The organism is Paraburkholderia kirstenboschensis (genome assembly GCF_032806925.1).
In the GTDB taxonomy this organism is placed as follows: domain Bacteria; phylum Pseudomonadota; class Gammaproteobacteria; order Burkholderiales; family Burkholderiaceae; genus Paraburkholderia; species Paraburkholderia kirstenboschensis.
Map to the genome: position 1 here is coordinate 2,187,759 of NZ_CP136512.1, position 22,241 is coordinate 2,209,999.

The 22,241-nt window shown below is 65.4% G+C and carries 23 protein-coding genes; 8 read left to right on the forward strand and 15 right to left on the reverse strand.

The features are described 5' to 3' along the window. Positions 1–51: 51 nt before the first annotated feature. A complete protein-coding gene (locus tag RW095_RS18630) occupies positions 52–1,080 on the forward strand; it encodes a histidine kinase (RefSeq protein WP_317017513.1) in 1,029 nt (342 codons plus the stop codon). Here the strand turns inward: RW095_RS18630 and RW095_RS18635 are convergent. The 12 genes from RW095_RS18635 to RW095_RS18690 all read right to left on the reverse strand — a co-directional run bounded on the left by RW095_RS18635 (position 1,050) and on the right by RW095_RS18690 (position 12,646). After that, positions 1,050–1,712: a response regulator transcription factor gene (locus RW095_RS18635; RefSeq protein WP_317017514.1), complete on the reverse strand. Its 663-nt coding sequence runs from the start codon at positions 1,710–1,712 to the stop codon at positions 1,050–1,052. The two genes, RW095_RS18630 and RW095_RS18635, sit on opposite strands and share 31 nt — an antisense overlap. 83 nt (positions 1,713–1,795) lie before the next feature. Further along, a complete protein-coding gene (gene pqqE / locus RW095_RS18640) occupies positions 1,796–2,998 on the reverse strand; it encodes a pyrroloquinoline quinone biosynthesis protein PqqE (protein WP_317017516.1) in 1,203 nt (400 codons plus the stop codon). A gap of 4 nt (positions 2,999–3,002) precedes the next feature. Next, complete coding sequence (gene pqqD, locus RW095_RS18645; protein ID WP_020066358.1) at positions 3,003–3,272, reverse strand: pyrroloquinoline quinone biosynthesis peptide chaperone PqqD; 270 nt, start codon at positions 3,270–3,272, stop codon at positions 3,003–3,005. Next, positions 3,269–4,036, reverse strand: coding sequence for a pyrroloquinoline-quinone synthase PqqC (gene pqqC, locus RW095_RS18650; protein ID WP_317017518.1), 768 nt, complete (start codon positions 4,034–4,036; stop codon positions 3,269–3,271). Before pqqC ends, pqqD begins: the two co-directional genes overlap by 4 nt. Before the next feature lie 43 nt (positions 4,037–4,079). Continuing rightward, complete coding sequence (gene pqqB / locus RW095_RS18655; protein ID WP_317017520.1) at positions 4,080–5,000, reverse strand: pyrroloquinoline quinone biosynthesis protein PqqB; 921 nt, start codon at positions 4,998–5,000, stop codon at positions 4,080–4,082. Beyond that, complete coding sequence (locus RW095_RS18660) at positions 4,997–6,010, reverse strand: alpha/beta fold hydrolase (protein ID WP_394365156.1); 1,014 nt, start codon at positions 6,008–6,010, stop codon at positions 4,997–4,999. The genes pqqB and RW095_RS18660 overlap by 4 nt, the downstream gene beginning before the upstream one ends. A gap of 23 nt (positions 6,011–6,033) precedes the next feature. After that, complete coding sequence (locus tag RW095_RS18665; protein WP_317017521.1) at positions 6,034–6,597, reverse strand: cytochrome b; 564 nt, start codon at positions 6,595–6,597, stop codon at positions 6,034–6,036. Positions 6,598–6,612: 15 nt separating this feature from the next. Next, positions 6,613–7,467: a formylmethanofuran dehydrogenase subunit C gene (locus RW095_RS18670; protein WP_317017523.1), complete on the reverse strand. Its 855-nt coding sequence runs from the start codon at positions 7,465–7,467 to the stop codon at positions 6,613–6,615. Beyond that, entirely contained in the window at positions 7,464–8,423 is a 960-nt protein-coding gene (gene fhcD / locus RW095_RS18675) for a formylmethanofuran--tetrahydromethanopterin N-formyltransferase (protein WP_317019889.1), read from the reverse strand. The genes RW095_RS18670 and fhcD overlap by 4 nt, the downstream gene beginning before the upstream one ends. Before the next feature lie 31 nt (positions 8,424–8,454). Next, positions 8,455–10,155 (reverse strand): formylmethanofuran dehydrogenase subunit A, encoded by a 1,701-nt coding sequence (locus RW095_RS18680; RefSeq protein ID WP_317017524.1) that lies wholly within the window; start codon positions 10,153–10,155, stop codon positions 8,455–8,457. Further along, positions 10,152–11,606, reverse strand: coding sequence for a molybdopterin-binding domain-containing protein (locus RW095_RS18685; RefSeq protein ID WP_317019890.1), 1,455 nt, complete (start codon positions 11,604–11,606; stop codon positions 10,152–10,154). Before RW095_RS18685 ends, RW095_RS18680 begins: the two co-directional genes overlap by 4 nt. A 293-nt stretch (positions 11,607–11,899) precedes the next feature. After that, the gene (locus RW095_RS18690) at positions 11,900–12,646 is read right to left on the reverse strand and encodes a HisA/HisF-related TIM barrel protein (RefSeq protein WP_317017525.1); all 747 of its coding nucleotides are present in this window, start codon (positions 12,644–12,646) and stop codon (positions 11,900–11,902) included. Positions 12,647–12,659: 13 nt separating this feature from the next. Here RW095_RS18690 and RW095_RS18695 point away from each other — a divergent pair, with 13 nt between their 5' ends. The 3 genes from RW095_RS18695 to RW095_RS18705 all read left to right on the forward strand — a co-directional run bounded on the left by RW095_RS18695 (position 12,660) and on the right by RW095_RS18705 (position 15,617). Further along, a complete protein-coding gene (locus RW095_RS18695; RefSeq protein ID WP_317017527.1) occupies positions 12,660–13,802 on the forward strand; it encodes an ATP-grasp domain-containing protein in 1,143 nt (380 codons plus the stop codon). Continuing rightward, positions 13,799–14,923, forward strand: a complete 1,125-nt coding sequence (locus RW095_RS18700; protein ID WP_317017528.1) for a hydantoinase/oxoprolinase family protein — start codon at positions 13,799–13,801, stop codon at positions 14,921–14,923. Before RW095_RS18695 ends, RW095_RS18700 begins: the two co-directional genes overlap by 4 nt. A 103-nt stretch (positions 14,924–15,026) precedes the next feature. Then, positions 15,027–15,617 (forward strand): amino acid kinase family protein, encoded by a 591-nt coding sequence (locus RW095_RS18705; RefSeq protein WP_317017530.1) that lies wholly within the window; start codon positions 15,027–15,029, stop codon positions 15,615–15,617. 118 nt (positions 15,618–15,735) lie between these two features. Here RW095_RS18705 and RW095_RS18710 read toward each other — a convergent pair whose 3' ends face one another. The 3 genes from RW095_RS18710 to pqqA all read right to left on the reverse strand — a co-directional run bounded on the left by RW095_RS18710 (position 15,736) and on the right by pqqA (position 17,293). After that, positions 15,736–16,479 (reverse strand): (5-formylfuran-3-yl)methyl phosphate synthase, encoded by a 744-nt coding sequence (locus tag RW095_RS18710; RefSeq protein ID WP_317017531.1) that lies wholly within the window; start codon positions 16,477–16,479, stop codon positions 15,736–15,738. Between the two features lie 54 nt (positions 16,480–16,533). Continuing rightward, the gene (locus RW095_RS18715; protein ID WP_317017533.1) at positions 16,534–17,118 is read right to left on the reverse strand and encodes a DUF447 domain-containing protein; all 585 of its coding nucleotides are present in this window, start codon (positions 17,116–17,118) and stop codon (positions 16,534–16,536) included. Positions 17,119–17,218: 100 nt separating this feature from the next. Continuing rightward, positions 17,219–17,293: a pyrroloquinoline quinone precursor peptide PqqA gene (pqqA, locus tag RW095_RS18720; RefSeq protein ID WP_013342881.1), complete on the reverse strand. Its 75-nt coding sequence runs from the start codon at positions 17,291–17,293 to the stop codon at positions 17,219–17,221. A 554-nt stretch (positions 17,294–17,847) separates the two neighbouring features. On the opposite strand from pqqA, the gene RW095_RS18725 reads away from it, so the two are divergent. The 4 genes from RW095_RS18725 (at position 17,848) to RW095_RS18740 (ending at position 22,184) form a co-directional block, all read left to right on the forward strand. Then, positions 17,848–19,347, forward strand: a complete 1,500-nt coding sequence (locus RW095_RS18725; RefSeq protein WP_317017534.1) for a ribulose-bisphosphate carboxylase large subunit — start codon at positions 17,848–17,850, stop codon at positions 19,345–19,347. Positions 19,348–19,456: 109 nt separating this feature from the next. Continuing rightward, entirely contained in the window at positions 19,457–19,885 is a 429-nt protein-coding gene (locus tag RW095_RS18730) for a ribulose bisphosphate carboxylase small subunit (protein WP_317017536.1), read from the forward strand. 70 nt (positions 19,886–19,955) lie between these two features. After that, positions 19,956–21,044, forward strand: coding sequence for a CbbX protein (gene cbbX, locus RW095_RS18735; RefSeq protein ID WP_317017537.1), 1,089 nt, complete (start codon positions 19,956–19,958; stop codon positions 21,042–21,044). 24 nt (positions 21,045–21,068) lie between these two features. Beyond that, on the forward strand, positions 21,069–22,184 hold the full coding sequence (locus RW095_RS18740; RefSeq protein WP_317017539.1) for a class 1 fructose-bisphosphatase: 1,116 nt from the start codon (positions 21,069–21,071) through the stop codon (positions 22,182–22,184). Positions 22,185–22,241: the final 57 nt, after the last annotated feature.

Genomic DNA, 22,241 nt, shown 5'->3' on the forward strand with positions numbered 1-22,241 from the left:
TCGTTGCAACCAGACTTCGTATCCGACCGGCCTGAGTAGAATGCAAACGTGATGTCGAGCGATTCCCCGAAACCTTCCTCAGCGCGCCGCGATCCTCCGCATTCGACGGTTCCGCGCGATCTCGCATGTGTGCTCGCGCTGACCACGCTGGCTGCGGTGCTCAGCTCGGTGTTCGATGCAAGCGAGCGCGCCTATCGCTGGACGCGGGGTCTGGAGCGCTTCCAGCTCGACGAATTGCCGGGCACGCTGTGCGTGCTTGCTATGGGCCTCGCCTGGTTCGCGTGGCGGCGCTATCGCGAGACGCGCCGCGAGCTTGCGTATCGACGCGCGCTCGAGGAACAGGCCGAACGCCTGCTGGCCGATAACCGGCGTCTCGCCAATCAGGCGTTGCAGGCGCAGGAGATCGAGCGCCGCCATCTCGCGCGGGAACTGCACGATGAACTCGGCCAGTACCTGAACGCAATTTCACTCGACGCGGCGCGCATCCGCGATCTGTCTGCGGCGCGCGAGCCGGAGGTTCATCGGATATCGCTCGGTCTGATGCAGAGCGCTAGCCATGTGTACCGGCAGATCGGCGGCATGATCCGGCGGCTGCGGCCCATCGGTCTCGACGAATTCGGTTTGCCGAGCGCGCTCGAACATTGCATCGACGGCTGGCGCGAGCGGCTGCCCGATGCGTCGTTCTCGCTGACGATAGAAGGCGACTACGCGAGGCTCAGTGACGCGTTGACGATCACGCTTTACCGGCTCGTGCAGGAAGGGCTGACGAACGTCTCGAAGTTTGCACGCAACTCGCGCGTGGAGGTGTTCATGGTGCGCGCGCCGCGCGAGGCGCACACGCACATATCAGAAGCGACTGCAGAGGCGAACGAACCGATCGACGAAATCGTCGTGACCATGGCCGACGACGGCCCCGGCGTCGATCTCGATGCACCGCGCGACGGGCTGGGCCTGATCGGCATGCGCGAGCGCGTCGAGGCGCTCGGCGGCGAGTTTCATGTGGCGAGCAAGCCCGAAGGCGGCTTCCTGTTTTGCGCTCGCGTGCCCGCTCAGGCGGGGCTTGCGGAACCGGTGAACTGAAGACCGAGGCGGCTTGCCATTTGCGCGAGTTGAACACCGTTGTCGGCGCCGAACTTCTGCCGGATTACGGACTGATGATTGGCCACCGTCTTCTGGCTAAGACCGAGTTTTTCGGCGATGCTCGGCAGCGTGTAACCCTGTACGAGCAGGCGCAGCACCTCGAATTCGCGCGCGGATAACTGCCGCCCGGGCGGGCCTTCGCTGAATGCGTTGCGCAGCGCGAGCGCCTGCGAGATGTCGGGGCTCAGGTAGCTCGCGCGCCTCGCGATCGTGCGAACCGCTTCCACGAGCACATCGGGCGCGCTGGCCTTGGTCACATAGCCGAGCGCGCCGGCGTCGAGTGCGCGGCGCACGAAAATCGCTTCTTCATGCACGCTGAAAATCAGCACCCGGGCATCGGGCTCGCGCGCGAGCATGCGCCGCATCGCCTCGATGCCGCTTGCTCCCGGCAGCGACACGTCCATCACGACGACATCGGGCCGCAGCGCACAGAAGCGCTGATAGGCGAGCGCGGCGTCGGCCGCCTCGCCGCACACGTGCACGTCGGCATTCACTTCGAGCAGACGCCGGTAGCCTTCGCGCACCACGGCGTGATCGTCGACGAGCAACACTGAAATGTCCGCCCCTGCCATGCTCAGCCTCCATGCAACGCGGTCGATCAGAGTTCGCACTTCAGCGCGTAACTCCGGTTCCCTGCAGCACCGTCTCCTGCAACTTACTTGCAATCGCCGCCGTCTTGCGGCTTATCCGTCGCTTGCGCCGCCAGAAGCTTGCGCGAGTTCGCGTCGTTACGAAACAGGATCGGTTGCTCGCGCGGCGCGCTTGCCGTTGCCGCCAGGCGCGTCACGTTCACCACTTTTTCATGCGACGGCGACTTGTCGCAAACCGGGTCGGCATTGGCTGCGTCGCCGGTGAGCAGATACGCCTGGCAGCGGCAGCCGCCGAGATCGCGCTCCTTCTCCTCGCAGCTGCGGCACGGCTCCTTCATCCACTGCAGACCGCGAAAGCGGTTGAACGCGTCGCTGTGGTACCAGATCTCGCGCAGCGGCGTCTCTTTGACGTTCGGCAGCACGAGTCCGGGCAGACCACGCGCGGCGTGACACGGCAGCGCTGCGCCGTCGGGCGCGACGCCGAGGAACACCGCGCCCCAGCCGTTCATGCAGCGCTTTGGGCGTCGTTCGAAGTAGTCAGGCACGACGAAGAAGATTTTGCACCGGTCGCCATGCGTGCGTCGATAACGTTCCACCACGGCTTCCGCTTCTTCGAGCTGCTCGCGCGTCGGCATCAGTTGAGCCTGATTGTGATGCGCCCAGCCGTAGTACTGCGTATTCGCGAGCTCCAGATACTCGGCGCCCATCGCGAGCGCCATGTCGATGATCTTGTCGACGTGCGGAAGGTTGTAGCGATGCAGCACGCAGTTCAGCACCATCGGAAAGCCGTGCCGCTTGATCGACGCGGCAACCCGCTGTTTGAGATCGAACGTGCGCGTGCTGCTCAGAAAGTCGTTGAGTTCCTGTGTCGAATCCTGAAACGACAACTGGATGTGATCGAGGCCGGCTGCCTTCAGATCGCCGAGGCGCTTGTCAGTCAAACCGACGCCGGACGTGATCAGATTCGTGTAGAACCCGAGCCGCCGTGCTTCTTCGACGAGCACTTCGAGATCGTCGCGCACCAGCGGTTCGCCGCCCGAAAACCCGAGTTGCGCGGCGCCGAGCGCGCGCGCGTCGCGCAGCACGCCGAGCCATTGCCCGGTGCTGAGTTCGCGACTGTGATCGGTGTAGTCGACCGGGTTGTAGCAGAACGCGCAATGCAGCGGACAGCGGTAGGTCAACTCCGCGAGCAGCCACAGCGGCGGCGCGACGCCGTCCGGCACGGCTTGAGACCGTGCGTCGGCAACGGGTTGCGAAAGGTCGGTCATCGCGCTACTCCAGCCATCCACGTGAATGCGCTTCGGCGACGAATGCGCGCACTTCGGGACCGAGTCCGGTGGCGTTGAACGCCTGCTCCAGATCGGCAATCAGCGCATTCATGTCGCGCGTGCCGTCGCACCGTTTGAGAATCTCCGCCGCGCTCTGGTTGAGCTTCACCATCCCTTCCGGATAGAGCAGCACGTGAGCGTCTTGCGCCGGTTCCCATTGCAGGCGAAACAGCTTGTTGAGCGCGGGACGTTCCGCGTTGGACATGTCGTTCATTGCGGAAAAGCCTTTTCGATCGAGTCCAGCATGGTCCACAGAATGTCGAGCTTGAATTGCAGAATCTCGATCGCACGTTCCTGCTGTTCGCGACGCGTGAAATGATCGAGCGTGACTTCGAGACCGTGCTCCACGTCGCGCTGCGCGAGCGTGATGCGTGAGCGGAAATACGCGAGGCCGGAAGCTTCGATCCACGGATAGTGCTCGGGCCAGCTTGCGAGCCGGTCGCGATGCACCTGCGGCGCGAACATTTCCGTCAGCGACGAACACACCGATTCCTGCCATGGCGCACGGCGCGCGAAATTCACGTACGCGTCGACGGCAAAGCGCACACCTGGCGTCACATGCTTGAGCGACCACAGTTCGTCGCGCGACAGGCCGACCGCGTCGCCAAGACGCGCCCATGTTTCTATGCCGCCTTCCTCGCCGCCGTAGCCGTCGTGATCGAGAATGCGCAGCACCCAGCGGCGGCGCGTCTCGCGATCCGGACAGTTGGACAGTACCGCCGCGTCTTTCAGCGGAATATTGATCTGGTAATAGAAGCGGTTCGCGACCCAGCCGCGGATCTGTTCGCGCGAGCAGCCGCCGCTATTCATCTTCACATTGAACGGATGGTGAATGTGATACGCCGTGCCCTTCGCGCGTAGCTGCGCTTCGAATTCCTCGCGCGTCCAGGCTTCGTCGCCGGGCTTTTCGCCGCCGTGCTTTTCGCCGCTCTGGGCGGCGTTGCGCGGTGCTGTGCTCAAGGTGTCTTTCGCGTTCATGCGATCTCCGGTTCGTGCGCCGTCAGTGCTTCGTGCTCGCGCTTCATAGTTCGAACGTCATGCCGTCGTACGCAACTTCAATGCCGTGCTCCGTGAGGATGCGGCGCTCGGCGCCGTCCTCGACGAGAATCGGATTCGTATTGTTGATGTGGATGAGTACCTTGCGGACCTGCTGCTCGCCAAGCGAGCCCAGTACTTCGATCATGCCACCGGGGCCGGATTGCTGCAGATGACCCATATCCGCCGCGGTTTTCTTCGAGAGGCCGAGGCGGATCATTTCATCGGCGGTCCACAGCGTGCCGTCGACGAGCAGCAGATTCGCGTCGCGCATCGCATCGAGCACGTGTGTTTCGATCGCGCCGAGGCCCGGTGCGTAGAACACGCGCTTGCCTGTTTGCCGGTTGGTGATGACGAGCCCGATGTTGTCGCCGCGCTCCGGCGCGTTGCGATGCGGCGAGTAGGGCGGCGCCTTGCTGGAGAGCGGCAACGCGTGGATCTCCAGGCCGGGTAGCGCGTCGACGGCGAGCGGCGCGCCGTCCAAAGCGATGCGGCAATGTTCGACGCCGCAGTAGTGCGAGAGCATCGGCGCGATCGGAAAGCCGCTCGTCAGGTCTTGCCAGACGGCATCGGTCGCGTAGAGCGGCAGCGGCGTGTCGCGCTCGCGCAGCATCAACAGGCCGGTGACGTGATCGATCTGCGCGTCGATGACGAGCACCGCGGCAATGCCGCTGTCGCGCGCGCGTCGAGCCGGTTGAAGTTCGGGGTTTGCGGCAATTTGCGCGAGCAGATCGGGCGACGCATTGACGAGCAGCCAGTCCTCGCCGTTCGCGCTGATCGCAATCGACGATTGAGTGCGGCGCGTTGCCTTCAGCGTGCCGCGCCGCACGCCGTCGCAATTGCGGCAGTTGCAGTTCCACTGCGGAAAGCCGCCACCCGCCGATGAGCCCAGTACCTTGATTTTCATGCCGCGCGGCGCAACGTGCGCCCCTCGTGAGTAGATGGAAGGAACATTGCCGCGAGCGCATGGGCCACGCGTTCGCGCAATGCGGGATCGCTTGCCAGGTGCCCCGCACGCACGCATTCGACGTGTGCGGCGGGCACGGCCCGCGTGAGCCGCCGCAGATTGACCGGCGGACACACCGGATCGCGCGAGCCGTGCACGGCGGCAAGCGGCACACCGGACCCGGCGGCGAGGCGCGCGAGCGACAGCAGCCGCGTCTCTCCAAGCCAGCAGCGATGCGTCAGGTAATGAGCCTGAATGCGGTATTTGTCGACCAGCTTGCGGCTCTCCTTGTGTGAACTTCTGGCTGGCACGAGCTTGCGTCGCGCGCCAGCACTGGCAAGCACCGCGTTTTCATAGCCGCGCCACGCGAGCGCGAGCGCCCGCTGCTGCGCGTCACTCGCGCCGCCGTGTTGCAAGCGCGCGGCGCAGCGCGCGAGCAATCCGGCAGGCAGCGTGCAACGCGCGGCGGCACACAGCTTCGCCCATGCATGCGGAGCGCGCTTGCGCGACGTGACGAACAGGCCGCGAACCTCGCGCGCCGAAGTGAGAAAGAGGCCGCGCAGCACCACGCCCGTCACCGATTGCGGATGCCGCCCCCCATACGCAAGCGCGAGAGCGGCGCCCCACGAGCCGCCCAGCACGCCCCACCGTTCTATGCCGAGCCGTGCGCGCACCGCTTCAATGTCTTCGATCAGCCGGTCGGTGCGGTTTTGGCGCACGCCGCCGCGCGGCGTCGAGCGTCCGGTGCCGCGCTGATCGATCAGCACGACTCTGAAGCGCGTCAAGTCGAAGAGCCGCGCTGCGTCGGGCTGGCTACCGCTGCCGGGACCACCGTGCAATACGACGACCGGCACGCCGTCGGCGGCTCCGGCAACCGTGAACGACACGCGCTGAGCGTCGCGCGTGCGCAGCGCGTGCACAGTCGGCGGCGCTTGCGGCGAGCCGTGCTGCGGGCGCATACGTGTGTGCATTTGCGTGGCTGAGCGGGCGCGCCTCATGGCAACATCCTCGCGAGCAGATTGTCCCGGTCGATCCATTGATGCTTGAGCGCACCCGCCACATGCAACGCGATCAGCGCGATCAGCACATAGGCGGTCGCTTCGTGAATGCCGAAGAACAGTTCGCGCAGCCCCGCGTCGTCCCAGCCCCACTTGGGCAGCGGGATACCCCAGAAGCGCGTTCCATAGCGGTTGAACGACGAGCCCAGATAGCCCGACACGGGCATTGCCACCATTGCCACGTATAAAAGGCCCTGCGTAGTGCGCGCGGCGGCGCGTTGCCACGGTCGCATCGGCGGCAGGGGCGGCCGGTGAAAGGCCACACGCGCCACGATGCGTAGAAGCACCAGCAGGAAAACCGTGAGTCCGATGGACTTGTGAAGGTTCAGGAGCGTCGCCTTGACGGGCAGGCCCTTCGGCAGTCCGACCATATACAGCCCGAGTGCGAGCAGGCCGATGATGCCGAAGGCGATCAGCCAATGCAGCGCGATCATCGAGCCGGCATAGCGCGGCGTTGGGCTGGCGCGAGAGGGCGCGGAAGAAGAATGCGCGGTCGTCATGTCAGTCTCCTTCGGTTAGCCCACCACGAGTATTTCGCCCCGTCCGTCGACGGCGACGTCGCCTGCGTAGCGGCGCGGCAACCCGGCCGCGCGCCACTGTGAGAACGGCGCGATTTCGCCCGCGAGACTGCGCACGAGCAGCGCCCAGAAAACGTCGAAACCTCGGCCGCCTTCGGTGAAGGTAGGCGGCACACTGGTGGGACGCTGTGCGAGCAGCAGGGTTCCGCGCCTCATCCCATACGCATAATGTGCGCCCAGTTGACCGGCGATGCCGATGGTGCCCGCCACGAGCCGCGACGCCGCGAAGTCGCCCGCATTGCCGCCGACCAGCACGAGCCCGCGGCGCATCCGGTCGGCGAGCCGCGCGCCCGCGTTACCGTGAATCGTCAGCGTGCCACCCGTCATGCCTTCCATGTCGCCGGCGAGCGCGCCCGCCGCGAAATCGCCGCAATTGCCCGCCACCGTCAGCCGTCCGCCGCGCATTTCGCAGGCGGTGAAGTGGCCCGCGTCGCCGTCGATCCGCAACGCGCCGCCGGCCATCTGCAAGCCGCATTGATCGCCCACCGAACCGCCCACGATCAGGTGGCCTTGCGTCATTCGCGCACCGATGCGGTCGAGCCACGGTACGGCGTCTTCGATCACGAGTGCCGCGTCGGCGCCGCCCTGATCCGCTTCTTCCGGCGCCGCCGCATCGCCGCTGCGCAAGACGTCGAATACATCGCCGACCGCGCAGCTGTCGTTGCCCGCGGGCAGCACGATGCGCTCGACGTCCGCGATGGAGAGCGTCGCGAGCGACGCCGGCAGCAACGCAGAGGCGTCGACGCGAAAACCCGGCGCCGTCTTGACGCGCAACGTGGTCACGACACTCATGCGCCGCTCCCGCCGAGACCGGCCGCAAGTTGGTGAAGATGGAAGTGGTAGGGACCGAGCTTGCCGCCGTAATTGCCCGCCGAAATCCGCAGCAGGCCCGCCGCGCGTCCCAGTCCGGCGGCTGCGACGATGCCCGCCGTCATCGCCGCGCCGACGTCCGCTTCGGTGAGCCCGTCGATCACGATTTCCAGCACGCAGCCCACTTCCGCGCTCAGTTCGCTGCGCGCCGACAGGCCCGCGAGCGTCGGACAGAACGCGTCGTTCGTGGACGCGGTGGCGCCTTTGTATTTCGAGCCGACCTTCGAACCCGAACGCACGACGCCGCCCGGAAACGGCATGATCACGTTCGGCAGCATGCGCATCGCGGCGACGGCCGCTTCGGCAGCGGCTAGCGCCGCGTCGATATCGCGTGCGAGAAGAATCAGATTGCCGCCGCCCACGGCCTTCACGGTGGGCGCGGTTTCCTCACAGACGAATTCGCCGTCCATCACCGGCACTCGCCAGTAGCGCGTGTCGCCCAGCATCTTCGAGATCTGCCAGCCGTCGCCGAAAAAGCGCAGGTTTTTGCCGAGCGGTGCGAGATCGGAAAGCGGCGCGCGGCTCGTTTGCGGGTCGATGCCGCGATACACGGCGGTGGTCGGGCACGTGAGCACGCATTGCCCGACGCGCCGTTCGATCTGCTTTGCCAACTCCTTCGACGACACCGCGAACAGCAGCACGGCGGCTCCCGGCCGTCCATCTGGTGTTTCGTCGCCTTCCAGTGTGCGTTCGATGCCGGCCTCGCAGCCGCAACCGATTACCGATGTCGCAAAACCCGTCAGCGAGCGCGCCGCGTTCATCGCCCATACCGGCGTATGCGCGGTGATGACGAGCCGCGTCGCCTTCATCGGAAATGCTTCCGCGAAGGTGGCGTCGATCGTGGTGCCGTTGATCTGCAGGGTCGCCGTGTCGCTCATCGTGTGCGGGTCGCCGTTCGGGTCAGCCATGTCAACCGTGCGCAAAGCATTCGACGGGCAGCAGCTTGCCGCCGCGGCAGCAGTTGCAGATTTCGTCGTCGCTGATCGCGGCATGCGCGAAGTTGCTCGCGAGATTTTTTTCGCTGTAGGCGCGTATCCGCTTCTCGATGCCGCGGTCGAATTCGGGCGACACGAAGTGAATGCCGCCCGTCGGCGTCGCGACGAGCGTGCCGTCGCGCGCGACCAGCTCGCCGTCCTTGAACACGTAAGCGGGCGACGTGAACATCCGCTCGCGATCCGGATCGTCGCGATACACGGCGATGTCTGCCGCCGCGCCCACGCCCAGGTGGCCGCGGTCGCGCAAGCCGAGCAGGCGCGCCGGTCCCGCACGTGTGATGATCGCGATCTCGTACAGCGAGAACTCGCGTGTCAATTGCGGTAAGGCACTCGCCACTTGCGCGTCGGCATGGAGCTTCGCCAACTGCTCGTCGCGAAACGATTTGTCCATCAAAAGACGAATCAGATGCGGATAGCTCGTGAACGGGCCGCCGTTGGGATGATCGGTGGTCATGGCGACGCGCCACGGGTCGTCCACGAGAAGAAAAATCTCCAGCCCGATAATCCACTGCAACGCATTCACATAGCTCTGCTCGCGATAGCGGAACGGCACCACGCCGCAGCCCGCATCGCATTCGATATCGCCCACCACCCACTTATGCGGCCGGGCGAACGGCGCGTTGCGGAACTGCATCATCGTGTCGCCGGAGGCCGTCACGGTCTGGCCGAAGATGATCTGGCCGACGTCGATCGACACGTTCGGCCGCGCGTTCACGGCTTCCGCGATCCGGCGCGCGCCCGACGAGAATTTCAGCGGTCCTTCCACTCCATAGCTGTGAAACTGAATATGCGTGAGGTGCACGGGGAGACCGTCGGCGGCATCCATCGTCGCGATGGTCGAATCGATGTTGCCTGGCACACCGAGATTGCTCGCATGAACATGCAGCGGATGCGGCACGCGCAACTCCGTCAGCGCGCGCGTCAACGTGTGCAGCACGTCGCGCGGCGTGATGCCGTAATGCACGTGCGGCTCGTCGACATTCAACGCGCGCTGGTTGAACTTGAAGGCGGAAATGCCACCCGGATTCACGACCTTCACGCCGAGCGCCTTGCTCGCATGGATCGTCCAGCCGACATAGTCGCGCAGGCGCTCGAAGTCGTCGCGCGCGGCGAGCATTTGCAGGAAGAGTTCGTCGTTGCCGAGCATCACGTAGGCGCCGTGATCGATGATCGGCGTGTCGCCCATCTCCAGGTGCGTGTGCCGCGCGTTGGACGGCATCATTGCCGGCTCGAACGCTGCGGTGTAGCCCATTTCCGCGTAGCGGTAGCCGGTTGCCAGCGTGCCAGGCGCGCAGACGCCGCACGAAGGCAGCCTCAGATAGCGGCCGTTTGCGTCCTGCACGGACTCATAGGCTGCATCGCGCGCAGGGTCGTCGCGATGATCCTCGGGCAGCAGAAGGCGCGACAGATTGGTCTTGCCGCCGCCAATATGCGAATGCATGTCGATGCCGCCCGCCATCACGATCATGCCGGTGGCGTCGTATTCGCTGTCGGCTGGAACGTTGGCAGGGACATCGACGATGCGGCCGTCGCGAATGGCCAGGTCGCGGCGCTCGCCGTCGACGCCGTTGGCCGGATCGAAAACCGTGCCTCCCTTGAGCCGGATGAGCGTCATGGCCGCACCTGTGCGGCGGGCTGCCCGAAGGAAGGCGCGGACGATGGTGTCGAGAAAGACGCGGAGAAAGGTGCGGAGAAAGGTGTGGGCATACGCGCGGCAAGCTGCGCCGCGACGGTCGCGACCGTGGCAAGCGCCGCGCCGCGCGCGGCGGCGAGCGGCATCACCACCGAGCTGTCCACCCGGAACAGATGCCCGCCGCTATCGACGCCAGGCGTGGCTACAGGAATGAACACGGTGCCCTCGCCACGCGCCGCCGCGGTCTGCGCGAGAGCGGGGTGGCCGAGCACGATCGTCGGCAGGTTTTGAGGCAGTGCTTGCGGCCACGCGGGCGGCGCGAAACTCGCGACCCACAGCAGCGCGTCGATTTCGCCATCGGCGAGCAGTTTTTCGGTGCGATAGCGATACGGGTCGTGATCGAGCGGCGCGGTGCCCGCGGTGCGTGCCGGCGTCGACACGCGCGTGCGAAGCGGCAGCCCGGAGAGCCAGGTGACAGTCTGGTTGACGCTCAGCGCGCCGTCATCGCCGCCGAGCGCGAGGCCGCCTGCGCGCGAGGTCAGATTCGACGCCTTGACGATCCGGTTGAGCGCTTCGATCAGCAGTGCCGCATGCGGGGCGGGCAACGAAGCGGGCTCATAGACGAACACGGTGTAGCGCGCCGCCGCAATGCGAGCCTGAAGCGCCTGCAACAGGGCGAGTGACTGCTTCGAGTCTTGTGCGTCTGCAATGTCTTCAGGGAATGCGTTTGGCGAGCGCGCATCGCTGATGGTGGACCACAGCGCGAGCGTATCGAACGGATCGGCGTCCGGCAGGATCGACTCGATCCGCGTGTTCGCGAGGCGGCTTGCCGCCGGATCGGGCTCGCAGCCGACGAACACCAGTTCGCGCGCCGTCTCGGTTCCTTCAATTGTGCGGGCGAAGAAGCGCGGATAGCGGCGCGACGGCTGACAGCCGAAAAATACCAGCAGATCGGCGCGGGAGCGCACTTCGGAAAGCGTCGTGAAAAACGAGCCGCGGTCCTGCAAGGCGAGCGTGGCCGCGCTCATCGCATCGCCATGCTGATGATCGAGGATCGCGCCGCAGCTTGCAGCCAGCGTGTACAGCGCGCGCGCGCCGGCCACGTCGGTCGTCAATGCGCCGAACAGCGGACGCCGTGCCGACGACAGAATCTGCGCCGCACGGGTGAGCGCTGCGTCGAGTTCCACGTCGTGTCCGTCGACGCTCGCACGGCATTGCGCATCCGCCGCGCCGTAGCACGTGAGCGCTTGCAAAAGGCGAGGGCAGTCGGTGTTCTGTGCGACGAGCGTCGCGTCGCCACGCGATTCGATCGCGAGGTCATCGCATAGCAGCGGACAGAACGGGCAGGTCCAGTCGCGTGTGATCGACGCGGCGGGCACGTGGGCCGCGCCTGATGGCATGGTCGTCGACGGGTCAGTGGGCGAGAGGTGCATGGGGCGACATTTAGCAAGCTCCATGCCGATGCGTTGAGGTGCGCAGCGTGAGCGGCTGCAGGGAGCGCCCCCGCGGCCTATGCAACGTCTCGCTTGAAGGATCGCGGAGACCGGGCGACGCGCGTCTTGCGTCGACGCATCGCGACGGCGTCGCGCAAGTCTGACGCAGCGCACAGGTTGTGTGTCGTTCTGGAGCAGAGTGTCACGCGCGGCTCGCTAAAGCTCGGCAAAGCTTGCCGTTTGTTTACCACGACACCTCGTTCGCCGATTGGCATGGAACTTGTTTTGCTCGCCTACGTCGACGCGGCGAGCGGCATGCCGACGCGGCCGTCGTGCAGCGCCGACGCCACGAGCCACGCGCTTGCGCCGGTGCGAGCCGCCGCCTCGATGTCGTCGCGATGGCGAATCCCGCCCGCGCCGATCACGTCCGTATGGGCGGGAGCATTGGCGCGAATCTGCTCGAAGGTGGCGAGATCAGGGCCGTCGTAGCTGCCAACCTGATCGAGCGTCATCACGATGACTCTGCGCGGCCACCAGGCGGGCGTGAGCTTCGAGATTTCGCAAGGTGTTGTGGCTGTGAGCAGTTGACCGGCGCGATGGTCGAGTGAGAGGAGCGGCGAGAACCCGGCGGTTTCGGCGGCGCGCAGGGCTTGCGGGTCTTGCAGCGATTCGGTGCCGAACACCGGCACGAGCGTCGCCAGATCGTGGGTCGCGGGCCGGTTGCCTGCGTCGATACGATCGAAGAGCGCGAGCATCGATGCGTAGTCGACGTAGCCAGCGTCGAGCCAGATGTCGATGCCGGGCAGCGCGGCACGCAAAGCGGCGAGCGTTTGAACGTGAGCGCCCTGTTGAAGGATGGCGCCGAGGTCGGCGATATAGAGCGTGCGCGCGCCGCTCGCGGCAAGCAGCGCACGGGCGATGGCAAGCGGCTCGCTGGTGGCTGCCAGCGACGAGCGTATCGGCAGATAGGCAGTCCGTTCGCCGCGCACCGCGCGAACGACGTGGCCGTCGAGCAGATCGAGAACCGGTATCACCTGCATAGGGGCGCATCCTTTGACCAAGATCTTTGTCTTCGAGTATCTCACCGGCGGCGGCATCGACCCCGCGCTTGCCGGCGCGGGCAGCCTCGCCGACCTGAGCGCGCTGATCGTCGAAGGCCGCGTGATGCGCGACGCGCTAGTCGCGGACCTGCGCGAGCTCGACGGCGTGCAGGTCAGCTTTGCGAGCTCGCGCTTCGAGACCGTCGATCCCGCGCTTGCTCATTGTATGGCCGCGCCCGGCGAATCGATGACGGCCTTCGTCGCGCGCGCGGCCCGCGAGCATGACTACGCATGCGTCGTCGCGCCGGAATGCGACGGCTTGCTGCTGCATCTGTACGACGCAGTCGGTGCGGCGCGCTGGCTCGGCTGCGCGAAAGAGGCGATTCGCGTCGCGTCTAGCAAGAGCGCGACGGCGGCCTGTCTCGCGGCGCACGGCATCGCGGCCACGCCGGCCATTGAACCCGGCCAGGCGGTGACCCACACGGGCAACAAATGGGTCGTCAAACCCGACGACGGCGCGGGCGGACTCGACACATTCCTGTTCGACGATTTCGCGCAAGCTTGCGCCGAATTCGACGCACGCGCGGCGCAGGGGCGCAATCCGGTGTTGCAGGAGTGGGTCGACGGCGAGCCGCTTAGTCTTTCTCTGATCTGCGATGGCGAGCGCGTCGAACTGGTGAGCATCAACCGGCAGCAGATTGGCTTGAGCGAAGGCAAGGCGCCTGGGCAGCATGCGCGCATCGTCGAATTCGACGGCGTGGCGGTCAATCAGATCGACACGACGAGCGAGCCGGGCGAGACGCTGCGCGAGCTTGCGAAACGCGTCGCGACGGCGATGCCGGGACTGCGCGGCTTTGCGGGCGTCGACGTGGTGTGGCATCCGTCGCGTGGGCCGGTTGTCATCGAAGTGAATCCGCGCCTGACCGTGGCTTATGCAGGCCTTTCCGCCGCACTTGGCGGCAATCTCGCGGCGGCGTTGCTGGCGGCGCATGGCGTGCGGGTTCGAGCGGGCGGAACAGGTGAAACAGGCCGGTCAGGTGCATCGCGCGGGTCGGGCGCATCGGGCGGATCGGGCGGATCGGCGACAGCGAGCCGATCTACGGCCGCGGCGGCGCGCGCGTACGACGCCCGGTCTCTTTGCGGAGTTCGGCCATGAACGCGCCGCGCATGAACTCCGTGGGCGGTGCGCCGGTGTTTGGCTGGGACGTCGGCGGCGCGCACGTCAAAGTGTCGATGAGCGATGCGAGCGGCGTCGTGCTCGAGGTCGCGCAGTGGGCCTGCCCGTTGTGGCAAGGGCTCGAACATCTGGAGCGCACCATCGACCTCGTGTTCGAACGCTGGCCGGTCGCGAAAACCTACGCGGCGCGGCACGCCGTGACGATGACGGGCGAGATGGTCGATCTTTTCGAGGACCGCGCGCAAGGCGTGCGGGCGATCGCCGCGGCGCTCGCGCAGCGGCTCGGGCCGCGCGTCGCGTTCTATGCGGGCGAGACCGGCTGGTTGACGGCGCAGACCTGCGCGGCCGGCTGGCGCAGCGTCGCGTCGGCGAACTGGCTGGCAACCGCTCGCTGGATAGCGACGCGCGTAGCCAATGCGCTGCTGATCGACATCGGCAGCACGACGACCGACATCATTCCGCTTGCGAACGGGCGGGTCGTTGCGCGTGCATCGACGGATGCCGGGCGGCTCGCGACCGGTGAGCTCGTCTATCAGGGAGTCGTGCGCACGCCGCTGTGCGGCATCGCGCAGCGCATCGACTTCGGCGGCGCGGCGGTCAACGTGATGAACGAATGGTTCGCGACCACGGCGGACGTGTACCGGCTCACGGGCGAACTCGCGCCGCAATACGACCTTTACCCGAGCGCCGACAACGGCCCGAAAAACGAACTCGCGAGCAGAAGGCGGCTCGCGCGGATGATCGGCCGCGACGCGCACGAAGCGAGCCCCGCCGAATGGCGCGCGTTCGCGCAGCGCTGGCGCGAGCTGCAACTGCGCGAGATCGGCGCCAACCTGACGCGCGTGACGGCGGCCCATCCCGAGCTTGCGACCGCGCCGCTCGTAGGCGCCGGCTGCGGACGCTTTCTGGTGGCGGCGCTCGCGCGTGAAGAGGCGCGCGGTTACATGGATTTCGGCACGCTGGCGGGAGGCGCGGCCGATCTGTCCGACTGGGCGGCGACTTGTGCGCCGAGCGTGGCGGTGGGGCTGCTCGCGGCGACGCGTTATGCGCAGGCCGGCGACAGCGTTCCAAGCGTCGATGCGGCTACACGGGCCGCGTGAACCACGCAAGACATCCGAAGGAGGCGGGCGCAACGAGCAGACAGCCGGGCCAGCAGGCAAGCGGACAAGCAAACGAGGTTAATCGCAAACGAGGACAACGATCATGTGGGTGGTCAAGATCGGGGGCAGCCTGAGTCACGAGCCGGCGCTGCGCCAATGGCTCATCGAGCTATGCGAAGTGGGGGGCGGGCGCGTCGTCATCGTTCCCGGCGGCGGCGATTTCGCGGACAAGGTGCGGCAGTATCAAAGTGAGTGGAGCTTCGACGACCTCGCCGCTCACAACATGTGTCTGCTCGCGATGACGCAATACGCGCTCCTCATGCAAGGAGTCTTGCCCGAACTCGTGCTCGCATCGAGTGAGGCGAAGATTCGCCGCGCGCTGCGCGACGGCCACGTCGCCGTGTGGGTGCCGACTGCGCTGATGCGCGACACGCCCGACGCGATGAGCAACTGGGACACGACCTCCGACAGCCTGGCCGCCTGGCTTTCGACGATGCTCAACGCCGAGCGGCTGATCGTCGTGAAGTCATGTCCGATCTCGGGAAACGAACGGCTCGACACGCTTGCAGCCGCGGGCGTGGTGGACCGCAGCTTTGTCGAATATGTGAACGAGGCGAACTACGTCGTCGAGCTCTTCAATAAGGACAATGTCGAACTGATGCGCGACCGGTTGCTGAATACGCCGGTCATCTGACTGCGCGGCCTGGCAGATGCGGCTGAGGTTGCCGATCTAGCCGATAGCCGAGATAGCGCATTGAGCCACGCAGCCCATGCAGCGCCGCGACCCACGGCTTTGCGCCGCATGCGTCGCGCTACACGCGGACCGCGCCGGCTGCAACCAGGTCCGCCGCCATACCGGCAGCGCCAACGTCGCCTGAGCCGCGATGCAGTGCGTCCGCCCATTGCGCGACGCGCTGCGGATCGACCCGCGAGCGCCGGCCATCGACGCACAACGCAGTCCGCAAACCCGCCACATCAGGCGCGAGCGCACGAATCTGCTCCAGCTGCGCCCAGCCGAGTGAGCCGGCAACGCCGCACATTCCGCCTCGTTCACGCGTGAGCCGCAGCCATCGCGCGAGCGTCTCGCTGTCCACATGATCGAACAGCGTGCTGCCGTCCTTGGCCGAAGTGTCGAACATCACGCCGACAAAGCCGAGCGACGCGGCGAAAGCGGCGAGCTCGCCGTCCATGCCTCCATCGCACAGCAAGACCGGCACCACGGCAGCCGGCAGATTCGCCAGTTGTTCGAGGCAACGGCGGGCGGCCGGTCCAGGCGTCACGCCCACTTTCACATAATCGACGCCCGTGTCGCTCACTTCGATCACGCGTGCGGCGATTTCATCCAGCGCATCCGCGGGCAAATCGCCGATTGTCGCGCTAATCGGCTTGACGGGATAACGGGCGCGAAGCTCGCGCACGATCCGCGCGATGTCGCCGATCGCGAGCCCGCCCAACGCGCCCGCATTCGGTTCCTTCAGGTCGATCAGGTCGGCGCCGGCGCGGGCGGCATCCAATGCTTCGTCGTGCGAGCGGACGCTCGCAAGCAATGCGGTCATCGGTGTTCTCCGAAAAAAGCAGGAAAAACGCGAGTAGTACGCAACTGATACAGGTCAGGCGGCCTGGCCACCCGGCGATGCAAGACGTTCGCGGTGCCGCGCGATCGCGGCGGTGAGCCAGCCCCACGCAGTGCGCTCGGCGTCGCCCGCTGTTTTGTCGATGGCGATCTGCAGATAGGCCATCTCGCGATCCACTTTGTCGGCCGGCAGCATGAAGAGCCGGCTCACGAGAATTGCGCCTTCCACCACTGCGGCCTGCGCACGGTTGAAACCGGCGAACGGCGCATGCGTTTCCCGGTGCACGCATCTCATGCGCAGTACCGGGCGCTCATTGTCGTCGCGCAACTCATCGAGTTCGAGCTCGGCATGCGCGAGCGACTCGGCGAGCCGCACGCTCGCCACATGGCTGGCCGCGAGCGTCGGCCAATCGGTCGCGCAATGCGTGACGCAGCCGGCGAAAACGCGGACATCGGTAGTGAAATTGAGGACCGCCGCGCGTGAGGCGACGATATTGTCGAGCGTCACGGACGGACGGAACGGCGAGAGAATGACGAACTCGCCCTCGTAACGGGCTCCCATCGGCGCGACATGAGGACGGCCATCGCACGCTGCCGTAGTGACGATCGTTTCGTGAATCATGGATGGGAACGCGTGTCCTGGCAGCGCTCTAGGCCGCCCGTTCAGCTAGCTATTAACAATCGATCCGCAGAGGGGCCGCATTACGCGGCCCATGCGGGCTTTAACGCGTAGCGATATACATCGTGATTTCGAAACCAAAACGCATATCGGTGTAGCTCGGAGTCGTCCATTGCATACGGTGCTTCCTCCATTGGTTGATACAGCGTTGTGCCGTCGGCCCGGCACATTGCCGGGCTGCATTGGCGTAATCGACTACGCAAGCTCCGTGCCGGACCGGGCAACGAAGACTGGAGCAGCCTATGCCGCGCCGCAATACAGCGTTCGCCGAATAACGGCGGCAGGCAGGCCCGCGCGGCATGGACGCCGCATGAGCTTCTTGCGCGGCGCACTGTTCCGATAATGCAGCAAAGTGTTCCACTGCGCACGAAAGACCCTGATACGCGTGTCACTTACGGCGCGCATGCAGCTCGATACTTTCGGTTCGCGTGCAGGAGCCATACTCGGCCTCATGCTTACGCCGCGATTTCATTGAAGCAATTTGCGCACGAATGAACGACAGCTTCCTTCTTCGCACTTGCCGAAAGCGCGCTCCGCGATATGCGATCGATAACGGATCGATTAAGTCTGCCAAATAAAATCGTGAATTCTCAACAATGACGTCCTTGCCTACAGTGCACACAAGCGCTTCGTTCTTCCGGCAGCGCGCCTGTCCACAATCGAGGATACGTCATGAACGATTTCACTCAACCGGTGATCGAGTCCCTCCACAAGCCGCGCGATGCGGGCAATGCGCGCGAACGCTATGCCGCCGGCGTGATGAAGTATCGCGAGATGGGCTACTGGCAGCCGGATTACACGCCGAAAGACACGGACGTGATCGCGCTCTTTCGCATCACGCCGCAACCGGGCGTCGAGCCGGAAGAAGCTGCGGCGGCCGTGGCCGGCGAATCGTCGACAGCAACATGGACCGTGGTGTGGACCGACCGGCTGACCGCGTGCGACATGTACCGCGCAAAAGCGTACCGCGTTGATCCGGTGCCCGCGTCGAACGCGGCCGAGCCGCAGTACTTCGCCTACATCGCCTATGAACTCGATCTCTTCGAAGAAGGCTCGATCGCGAACCTGACGGCGTCGATCATCGGCAACGTATTCGGCTTCAAACCGCTGAAAGCGCTGCGCCTCGAAGACATGCGCATACCTGTTGCTTATCTGAAGACCTTCCAGGGACCGCCGACCGGAATCGTCGTCGAACGCGAGCGGCTCGACAAGTATGGCCGCCCGTTGCTGGGCGCCACCGTCAAGCCCAAGCTGGGTTTATCCGGCAAGAACTACGGCCGCGTCGTGTACGAAGGATTGCGCGGCGGCCTCGATTTTCTGAAGGACGACGAGAACATCAACTCGCAGGCTTTCATGCACTGGCGCGACCGTTTTCTGTTTTCCATGGAGGCGGTGAATCGCGCGCAAGCGCAGACCGGCGAGGTCAAAGGCCATTACCTGAACGTGACGGCGGGCACGATGGAGGAGATGTATGAGCGCGCCGAATTTGCGAAGGAATTGGGTTCATGCATCGTGATGATCGACCTCGTGATCGGTTGGACCGCGATTCAGTCGATGGCGCGCTGGGCTCGCAGGAACGACATGATTCTGCACCTGCATCGCGCGGGGCACAGCACGTACACGCGTCAGCGCAATCACGGCATCTCGTTTCGCGTGATCGCGAAGTGGCTGCGCATGGCGGGTGTCGATCACGCGCATGCGGGCACGGCGGTGGGCAAGCTCGAAGGCGATCCGCTGACCGTGCAGGGCTTTTACAACGTGTGCCGCGAGGCGCGCAACGAAGTCGACCTGTCGCGCGGCATTTTCTTCGAGCAGCCGTGGGCGGGCCTGCGCAAGGTAATGCCGGTGGCCTCGGGCGGCATTCACGCGGGACAGATGCATCAACTGCTCGACCTGTTCGGCGACGACGCGATCCTGCAGTTCGGCGGCGGCACCATCGGCCATCCGGGTGGCATTCAGGCGGGCGCCGTGGCCAATCGCGTCGCGCTCGAGGCGATGGTGAAGGCGCGCAACGAAGGACGCGACATTCGTCACGAAGGACCGGACATTCTGGAAGCCGCGGCGCGCTGGTGCGGGCCGCTGAAGCAGGCGCTCGATACCTGGCGCGACGTGAGCTTCAACTACGCGTCGACCGATTCGCCGGATTTCGCCGCCACGCCGACCGCGGCATAAGCGGCGCATCGAAAGATTCCCGGTGCAGGTTCGCAGCAGTGCCGACGCACTGCGCGGGAGACCGTGTGCGCCGTTTGAACGTTGCAGTCAATCAATCACGAGGTACGTCATGCGCATTACACAAGGCACGTTTTCCTTCTTGCCGGAACTCACGGACGAAGAGATCGGTTTGCAGATCGTCTACGCGCTCGGCCAGGGCTGGGCCTGCTCCGTCGAATTCACCGACGACCCGCATCCGCGCAACACGTACTGGGAAATGTGGGGTCTGCCGATGTTCGACCTGCACGATGCGGCCGGCGTGCTGCAGGAAGTTAAGGCGTGCCGCGCCGCACGGCCGCAGCACTACATCAAGGTCAACGCGTTCGACTCGGTGCGCGGATTCGAGACGATGCGGCTGTCGTTCATCGTCAACCGGCCGGATGACGAGCCCGGCTTCCGGCTTACGCGTGGTGATGGACCCGGACGCGTGCAGCGATATGGATTGTCGGGCTACGCGAGCGAGAAGCCATCGGGCGAGCGCTACGGTTCGACGCGCTGATAGTGGCGACGAGAGCGTAATGAGGTCCCGCGCAAGCGCGACGAAAGCGTGATCAACGGAGGGAGAAAGCATGACCGAAGCTGCCGCTATTGACGCCGACGCACCGTCGTCCGCAGCCGGGGACGGCCCACGGAACGACAGCGCGGCAAAGCACGCGAGCCGCGCGCTGCCGCCGCATATCGACCTCGCCGCGCTTTATCGCGATTCCGGCATCGGCGACGTGCTGGCGGAACTCGACCGCGATCTCGTCGGCCTCGCGCCGGTAAAAACGCGCATTCGCGAGATCGCCGCGCATCTGCTCGTCGAGCGGGCGCGCGAATCGCTCGGTCTCGCGAGCGGCGCGCCGACGCTGCATATGTGTTTCTCCGGCAACCCCGGCACCGGCAAGACGACGGTGGCATTACGCATGGCCGAGGTGCTGCATCGGCTTGGCTACATTCGCCGCAATCATCTCGTCTCCGTCACGCGCGACGATCTGGTCGGCCAGTACATTGGCCATACCGCGCCTAAAACGCGCGATGTGCTCAAGCGCGCAATGGGCGGCGTGCTGTTCATCGACGAAGCGTATTACCTGTATCGCCCGGAAAACGAACGGGACTACGGGCAGGAAGCCATAGAAATCCTGCTGCAGACAATGGAAAACCAGCGTGACGATCTGGTGGTGATCCTCGCCGGTTACGCGTCGCGGATGGAAGTGTTCTTCGAAAGCAATCCGGGTTTTCGCTCGCGCATCGCGCATCACATCACGTTTCCCGATTACGGCGACGCGGAACTGTTCGACATTGCCGAGCGCATGCTCGCGACGTTGAATTACCGCTTCGACGCCGAATCACGGCGCGCTTTCGCGGATTACCTCGCGCGACGCACCCGCCAGCCGAATTTCGCCAATGCGCGCTCGGTGCGCAACGCGCTCGACCGCTCGCGGCTGCGCCAGGCGAATCGTCTATTCGCCGCGGCGATGCAGGGCGGCGCGCCGATCGACGCGGCCGCGTTGACACTCATCACCACCGAAGACATTCGCGCAAGCCGCGTATTCGCCGAGCCGCTCGCGCAAAACGCCGAGCCGTCCACGTCCTTTCTTGCGTCGGGCGCAGATGCGTCGGGCGCCGCTGCGCCGGGCGCCGCTGCGCCGCGCGCCGTGACGGCGCCGCCAGGCTGAACAGAACAACCTCAGGAGATCGCCATGCAAGACGGACGCACGACCCTTTCGAAGTTTCTCATCGACACGCTCGACCGCCAGCCTTGCGCGGCGGGAACGGCGCAGAACGCGGGGCTATCCGCGCTGCTGATCGACGTAGCCGCGGCCATCAAGTCGATCTCGGCGATGCTCACCAAGGGCGCGCTCGGCGGCAATTACGGGTCGGCGCAAAGCATCAACACGCATGGTGAGGAGCAGAAGAAGCTCGATGTCGCCACCAACGAAATCTTCGTGCAGCAGTGCGAGTGGGACGGGCTGCTGGCCGCGATGGCCTCCGAGGAAATGGAGAGCGTCTACACGATTCCGCAAGGTTACCCGCGCGGCGACTATCTGCTCGCGTTCGATCCGCTCGACGGCTCGTCGAACATCGACATCAACGGCGTGGTCGGTTCGATCTTTTCGGTGCTGCGCAATGTGGATGACCGTTCCGCTGACACGGATCGACCGGTCGGCGAATCCGCGTTTCTCAGACCGGGTCGCGAGCAGGTTGCGGCGGGCTACGCGATTTATGGTCCTTCGACGATGCTCGTACTCTCGGTGGGTAGCGGCACGCATGGCTTCACGCTCGAGCGCGAGATCGGCAATTTCGTGCTCACGCATTCGAACATTCGTATTCCGGAGAACACCGCCGAGTTCGCGATCAACGCGTCGAACGAACGCTTCTGGGAGCCGCCCGTGCGCCGCTACGTGCAGGAATGCAAGGACGGCCGCACGGGCTGCCGTACCGAGGACTTCAACATGCGCTGGATTGCCTCGATGGTCGCGGAGGTGCATCGCATCCTGATGCGCGGCGGCGTGTTCATGTATCCGCGCGACTCGAAAACGCCGGTCATGGAAGGGCGCCTGCGGCTTCTGTATGAAGCCAACCCGATGAGCTTTCTGGTCGAACAGGCCGGCGGCCTTTCCATCACGGGCCGCGAGCGCATTCTGGACGTGGTGCCGCATGCGTTGCATGGACGCGTGCCGGTGATTCTCGGCTCGCGCAACGAAGTTGAGCGCATTGGCCGCTATCACGGCGAATACGACCGTGGCGAGGATCGACCGTTCACGTCGCCGCTCTTTGGCCGGCGCTCGCTTTTTCTGCCGGGTTTCACAGCCTGAGGGCAAGAAGCCCAAGCTCGCGAAAAGCGGCCGAACACGACACTACTATCCGGAGAC

Bases quoted from the DNA above. Each gene is read 5' to 3' on its own strand.
- RW095_RS18630 (WP_317017513.1), top strand. From the start codon at position 52: ATGTCGAGCGATTCCCCGAAACCTTCCTCAGCGCGCCGCGATCCTCCG.
- RW095_RS18635 (WP_317017514.1), bottom strand. From the start codon at position 1,712: ATGGCAGGGGCGGACATTTCAGTGTTGCTCGTCGACGATCACGCCGTG.
- pqqE (WP_317017516.1), bottom strand. From the start codon at position 2,998: ATGACCGACCTTTCGCAACCCGTTGCCGACGCACGGTCTCAAGCCGTG.
- pqqD (WP_020066358.1), bottom strand. From the start codon at position 3,272: ATGAACGACATGTCCAACGCGGAACGTCCCGCGCTCAACAAGCTGTTT.
- pqqC (WP_317017518.1), bottom strand. From the start codon at position 4,036: ATGAACGCGAAAGACACCTTGAGCACAGCACCGCGCAACGCCGCCCAG.
- pqqB (WP_317017520.1), bottom strand. From the start codon at position 5,000: ATGAAAATCAAGGTACTGGGCTCATCGGCGGGTGGCGGCTTTCCGCAG.
- RW095_RS18660 (WP_394365156.1), bottom strand. From the start codon at position 6,010: ATGCACACACGTATGCGCCCGCAGCACGGCTCGCCGCAAGCGCCGCCG.
- RW095_RS18665 (WP_317017521.1), bottom strand. From the start codon at position 6,597: ATGACGACCGCGCATTCTTCTTCCGCGCCCTCTCGCGCCAGCCCAACG.
- RW095_RS18670 (WP_317017523.1), bottom strand. From the start codon at position 7,467: ATGAGTGTCGTGACCACGTTGCGCGTCAAGACGGCGCCGGGTTTTCGC.
- fhcD (WP_317019889.1), bottom strand. From the start codon at position 8,423: ATGAGCGACACGGCGACCCTGCAGATCAACGGCACCACGATCGACGCC.
- RW095_RS18680 (WP_317017524.1), bottom strand. From the start codon at position 10,155: ATGACGCTCATCCGGCTCAAGGGAGGCACGGTTTTCGATCCGGCCAAC.
- RW095_RS18685 (WP_317019890.1), bottom strand. From the start codon at position 11,606: ATGCACCTCTCGCCCACTGACCCGTCGACGACCATGCCATCAGGCGCG.
- RW095_RS18690 (WP_317017525.1), bottom strand. From the start codon at position 12,646: ATGCAGGTGATACCGGTTCTCGATCTGCTCGACGGCCACGTCGTTCGC.
- RW095_RS18700 (WP_317017528.1), top strand. From the start codon at position 13,799: ATGAACGCGCCGCGCATGAACTCCGTGGGCGGTGCGCCGGTGTTTGGC.
- RW095_RS18705 (WP_317017530.1), top strand. From the start codon at position 15,027: ATGTGGGTGGTCAAGATCGGGGGCAGCCTGAGTCACGAGCCGGCGCTG.
- RW095_RS18710 (WP_317017531.1), bottom strand. From the start codon at position 16,479: ATGACCGCATTGCTTGCGAGCGTCCGCTCGCACGACGAAGCATTGGAT.
- RW095_RS18715 (WP_317017533.1), bottom strand. From the start codon at position 17,118: ATGATTCACGAAACGATCGTCACTACGGCAGCGTGCGATGGCCGTCCT.
- RW095_RS18725 (WP_317017534.1), top strand. From the start codon at position 17,848: ATGAACGATTTCACTCAACCGGTGATCGAGTCCCTCCACAAGCCGCGC.
- RW095_RS18730 (WP_317017536.1), top strand. From the start codon at position 19,457: ATGCGCATTACACAAGGCACGTTTTCCTTCTTGCCGGAACTCACGGAC.
- cbbX (WP_317017537.1), top strand. From the start codon at position 19,956: ATGACCGAAGCTGCCGCTATTGACGCCGACGCACCGTCGTCCGCAGCC.
- RW095_RS18740 (WP_317017539.1), top strand. From the start codon at position 21,069: ATGCAAGACGGACGCACGACCCTTTCGAAGTTTCTCATCGACACGCTC.